Genomic DNA, 3,362 nt, shown 5'->3' on the forward strand with positions numbered 1-3,362 from the left:
CCAGGGCCTGGCTGGCTGCCGGAGCGGCAGCTGCCTGCGCCTTAAGCTGCTTTTGAGCTGCCTGCAGCTTTTGCTTGGCGGCCGTCATTTTTTCTTCCTGGTCTTTCAGCTGGCTGACTGAGCTGTTGTAGCGCTTCTTGCCGTGCTTCTTGAGCTGCTTTTTCAGCTGGTCCTCTTTGTCAGACACGTAGGACCGGTACTTGCTGGAGTAAGCGTACATGCTGGCCGTTTTCTTGTAGCGCACGCGCGCAACAGCATAGGGGGCGTTTTTCTTGAAGGCGGACTTGGTCACTTCAGCCACGCCGTCAAGCTGGCCGTCGCCGACCGTGGTCTGGCCGATGTCGGAGCGGTCGATGCTTTCGCTTGACCGGATGAAGCCGGTGATTTTGAACTTCTTTTCTTTCAAGTTGCCCGGCGTCTTCAAGCTAATCGTCTGCCCCAGCTTGTATTTGCCTTTCAGCAGGTAGCTGAGGGCAATTTCGTTATTCTTTTCAGGGTGCCGGCCGCTGACTATCTGGCTGGCGGAAACTTGAGAACTCAAAGAGTAGATTCTGATGTTGGTTTTGCTGCCGGAAACCGTGCTGTCCTGCAGGTAGCCGAAGGACACCTCTTTGACGCCGGCTTGGTTTTTAATGATGGTCCGGTCGGTTTTGTCCAGGCCGTAGTTGGAACTGACGGTCACATCGGCCAGTTTGTATTTTTCAAAAAAGCTGGTCGCGGTCTGCCGCATGTCCGGCCCGGTCATCTTCAAGCCGATGAGGGCAAAGGCGCTGACGGCCATCAAAAGCAGAATGGCGATCCAGCGGCCAAAAGAGTGGGTGATGGCCTGGCGGGCATCTTTCCAAAGCATTTTCTTTTTCATGATGATCACCACTCAATCGAGGAAATATCAGCCGGATGGTCGTTTCTTTCCTGCTTGACGATCTGCCCGTCGTGGATGTGCAGGACCTGGTTGCCGATTGGGGCCAGGGCGCTGTTGTGAGTGACGATGACAACGGTTGACCCATGCACCGTGCTCATTTCCTGCAGGATCTTGAGGACCTGCTTGCCAGTCTGGTAGTCCAGAGCCCCGGTTGGCTCATCGCACAAGAGCAGGGCCGGCTTTTTGGCCACGGCCCGGGCAATTGCCACCCGCTGCTGCTCACCGCCGGAGAGCTGGGCTGGGAAGTTGTTGACGCGCTTGTCAAGGCCGACGGCGCTCAAGGCTGCGACCGGGTCCATGGCGTCTTTGACGATTTCAGAAGCCAGTTCAACGTTTTCCTTGGCCGTCAGGTTCGGAATCAAGTTGTAGAACTGGAAGACAAAGCCGACGTTGGTCCGCCGGTAGGCTGTCAGCTGCTTGGCGTTGTAGCCGGCGATGTTTTGGCCGTTGACGATGACGTCCCCGCTGGTGTTGCTGTCCATCCCGCCCAGGATGTTCAGCAAAGTCGACTTGCCGGCCCCGGAGCTGCCCAAGATGATGACCAGCTCGCCTTTCTCGATTTCAAAATTGATGTCCCGGTTGGCGTAAACCGTCGTATCTCCGGATTGATAAGTTTTCGTATTATGCTTCACTTCAATGAGAGCCATAATTTTCCTCCTTTTCGGATGTGTTCGACTAGTAGTTTACAAAAAAATCGGCTAAAATTAATGAGCAAAAATAGACAATCTGTTGATTTAAGAAAAAATATCAGCCAGAAGCACCGGGATAGGCAGCCAAAAGCTGCAGGCAGCCTGACCAGCCAGTTTCGGTTTGCTTTCTAACAATATTTTAGCATTTGCAGTCCGTTTGTAGTCAGCAAAAGAGCTTACTGCAGCAAGAACTTAAGCGCTTGCAAAAGGACGCTGGAAAGTGTGAGACAAATGACGAAAAAAAGCAGAAAAACGGCCAGCAAGGCCAAGATTCGCCAGGCCCTGATCGATCTGGTCCCGGTAACCGGCTTTCAGCAGTTGACCGTCAGCCAGCTCTGCCAAAAGGCTGGAATCAACCGGGGGACCTTTTACCTGAATTATCTGGACAAGGATGATCTGTTGCGGCAAACAGAAAGCGACTTTTTCGCCGGCGTTCAAAAAATTCTGGGGAAAAATGAAGCAGCCAGCAGCAAAGAGCTCTTTTCAAAAGCAGCCATCTTGGAATTGATCGTCTATATCAAGCAAAACGAGGCCCTGGTCACGGTCTTTTTCAAAAGCGACCTGGCCGCGCGGACGGAATACCGCCTGCAGGAGATCATGACCGAAGTTTTCAGCAGCCGCCATGCCAATCTGACTAATCCGGCAATCAAGCAACCCTATGCCAGCCGCCTGGTTTTTGGAGGCCTGGCGACGATCTTTACCTTATGGGTCCAGCGGGGGATGCGGGAGAGCCCGGAAGAGATCAGCCGGATTTTAGACCAGTACCGGCGGCTGTCGCCAGAAGAAATCATCAAGTAGAAAGCAAAAAAGCGCAAGAGGGCATTTCTGCCTTCTTGCGCTTTACGGCTTTCGCCGGTTAAATTTCGTTGATGCCGATCCGGTCCATCTTCAAGTCGCGGACGGCCAGTTCTTCCTTGCTTTCGCCGACGCCGACCCCGCAGACTGGAATGAAGCCATCCGGCAGGTTGAGCTTCATCAGCGTTTCCGGGTGAGCGTCCAGGGCAGCGGCCGCGCCAAAGAGGTAGCAGGCACCCAGGCCCTTGTTTTCAGCTGCCATGACCATGTTGTGGGCGATAATCCCGGCACTGGCGTAGGCGGATTCTTTCCGGTTCTTGGCCGAAACCAGGATCACGGTTGGCACCCCGTAAAGCGGGTGTGATTCCAAGTCGCCAGCCATCATGGCTGCTTCCTGGTCGATTTCCTTCAGGATCTTCGGATCGGTGACGACCGTCAGCTGGTAGTTTTCATATGAGCCGCGGGCTACTGGAGCAAGTTCAGCAGCTTCGATGATCTTCTTGAGCTGCTTCTTGTCGGCAGCTTTGCCCGTATAAGTCCGGACTGATTTGCGTGTTTTCAACAATTTCGTAAACTTCATGGATATAATCCTCCCTAATTCAGTCTAACAAAATACATGTCTGTCGGTTCTTTAGCTAAATTATACCGCAATCATTTCCGAAAACGTTTGAAAATGTCACTTGATCTTTAATAGTTAAAAAAACAGCCGTTTTTTCTTAAAAATGCTTGACTTGACCGGCAAAACTCTTTATAGTTAAGGAAACATATGAAGGACCTTTAAATTTAGTCCCGTGAGGCTAAGAAGGTAGCTCAATTTACAGACATAACTGCTCCAGGCGGCGATGAAAATTCGGATGCCAGGAGAAGAAGGCCGTGCGGCAGGAATGCGGCGGCTGAGCATCAAGTAGACTTTGAGAGACCATTTTAGACACGGCGGCTGAGTGTTTAAAATGGTC

The 3,362-nt window shown here is 52.3% G+C and carries 3 protein-coding genes and 1 pseudogene; 1 reads left to right on the forward strand and 3 read right to left on the reverse strand.

Annotation, left to right across the window (positions count from 1 at the left end):
- Window positions 1–862, reverse strand: a pseudogene (locus lacNas_RS04165) (ABC transporter permease); the annotation flags it as partial.
- A gap of 5 nt (window positions 863–867) precedes the next feature.
- Window positions 868–1,569 (reverse strand): ABC transporter ATP-binding protein, encoded by a 702-nt coding sequence (locus lacNas_RS04170; RefSeq protein ID WP_201331196.1) that lies wholly within the window; start codon window positions 1,567–1,569, stop codon window positions 868–870.
- 273 nt (window positions 1,570–1,842) lie between these two features.
- Between lacNas_RS04170 and lacNas_RS04175 the strand changes: the two genes are divergently transcribed.
- Entirely contained in the window at window positions 1,843–2,409 is a 567-nt protein-coding gene (locus tag lacNas_RS04175) for a TetR/AcrR family transcriptional regulator (RefSeq protein WP_201331197.1), read from the forward strand.
- Between the two features lie 58 nt (window positions 2,410–2,467).
- Here lacNas_RS04175 and lacNas_RS04180 read toward each other — a convergent pair whose 3' ends face one another.
- A complete protein-coding gene (locus lacNas_RS04180) occupies window positions 2,468–2,986 on the reverse strand; it encodes a nitroreductase family protein (RefSeq protein WP_201331198.1) in 519 nt (172 codons plus the stop codon).
- Window positions 2,987–3,362: the final 376 nt, after the last annotated feature.

It is taken from the genome of Lactobacillus nasalidis (genome assembly GCF_016587775.1).
GTDB lineage: Bacteria > Bacillota > Bacilli > Lactobacillales > Lactobacillaceae > Lactobacillus > Lactobacillus nasalidis.

Bases quoted from the DNA above. Each gene is read 5' to 3' on its own strand.
- lacNas_RS04180 (WP_201331198.1), bottom strand. From the start codon at position 2,986: ATGAAGTTTACGAAATTGTTGAAAACACGCAAATCAGTCCGGACTTAT.
- lacNas_RS04170 (WP_201331196.1), bottom strand. From the start codon at position 1,569: ATGGCTCTCATTGAAGTGAAGCATAATACGAAAACTTATCAATCCGGA.
- lacNas_RS04175 (WP_201331197.1), top strand. From the start codon at position 1,843: ATGACGAAAAAAAGCAGAAAAACGGCCAGCAAGGCCAAGATTCGCCAG.